Genomic DNA, 699 nt, shown 5'->3' with positions numbered 1-699 from the left:
TACGCGCCCAAGAGGAGTCGAACCCCTAACCTTTTGATCCGTAGTCAAACACTCTATCCAATTGAGCTATGGGCGCATTACTAAGAATGCCGAGGACCGGAATCGAACCGGTACGGTGATCACTCACCGCAGGATTTTAAGTCCTGTGCGTCTGCCAGTTCCGCCACCCCGGCATAATAGTAAAGCGGAAAACGGGTTTCGAACCCGCGACCCCCACCTTGGCAAGGTGGTGCTCTACCACTGAGCTATTTCCGCGTAAATGCCGGCTAAAGGACTTGAACCCTCGACCCTCTGATTACAAATCAGATGCTCTACCAACTGAGCTAAGCCGGCTAAAGTTATGCGGGTGAAGGGACTTGAACCCCCACGCCGTTAGGCGCTAGATCCTAAATCTAGTGCGTCTGCCAATTCCGCCACACCCGCAAATATGAGTATGAGTCGTACAGGGCTCGAACCTGTGACCCTCTGATTAAAAGTCAGATGCTCTACCAACTGAGCTAACGACTCATATGGAGGTTAACGGGATCGAACCGCTGACCCTCTGCTTGTAAGGCAGATGCTCTCCCAGCTGAGCTAAACCTCCATTATAGCGTGGCGACGTCCTACCCTCACAGGGGGAAACCCCCAACTACTATCGGCGCTAAGAAGCTTAACTTCTGTGTTCGGCATGGGAACAGGTGTATCCTTCTTGCTATCGCC

At 52.5% G+C, this 699-nt stretch carries 7 tRNA genes and 1 rRNA gene; all 8 read right to left on the bottom strand.

Annotation, left to right across the window (positions count from 1 at the left end):
• Positions 1 to 2: 2 nt before the first annotated feature.
• Positions 3 to 76 (bottom strand) — tRNA-Arg (locus ACTQZM_RS11945).
• Positions 77 to 87: 11 nt separating this feature from the next.
• Positions 88 to 173: transfer RNA gene (locus ACTQZM_RS11940), tRNA-Leu, on the bottom strand.
• Between the two features lie 10 nt (positions 174 to 183).
• A tRNA-Gly gene (locus ACTQZM_RS11935) sits at positions 184 to 255 on the bottom strand.
• A 5-nt stretch (positions 256 to 260) separates the two neighbouring features.
• Positions 261 to 333 (bottom strand) — tRNA-Thr (locus tag ACTQZM_RS11930).
• 8 nt (positions 334 to 341) lie between these two features.
• Positions 342 to 423 (bottom strand) — tRNA-Leu (locus ACTQZM_RS11925).
• 11 nt (positions 424 to 434) lie between these two features.
• A tRNA-Lys gene (locus ACTQZM_RS11920) sits at positions 435 to 507 on the bottom strand.
• 3 nt (positions 508 to 510) lie between these two features.
• Positions 511 to 583 (bottom strand) — tRNA-Val (locus ACTQZM_RS11915).
• Between the two features lie 6 nt (positions 584 to 589).
• A 5S ribosomal RNA gene (gene rrf / locus ACTQZM_RS11910) occupies positions 590 to 699 on the bottom strand; the annotation flags it as partial.

Source organism: Enterococcus cecorum, assembly GCF_052119425.1.
In the GTDB taxonomy this organism is placed as follows: domain Bacteria; phylum Bacillota; class Bacilli; order Lactobacillales; family Enterococcaceae; genus Enterococcus_E; species Enterococcus_E cecorum_C.
Note: the sequence above shows the minus strand (reverse complement) of the source record. Positions and strands in the feature narration are given on the sequence as shown.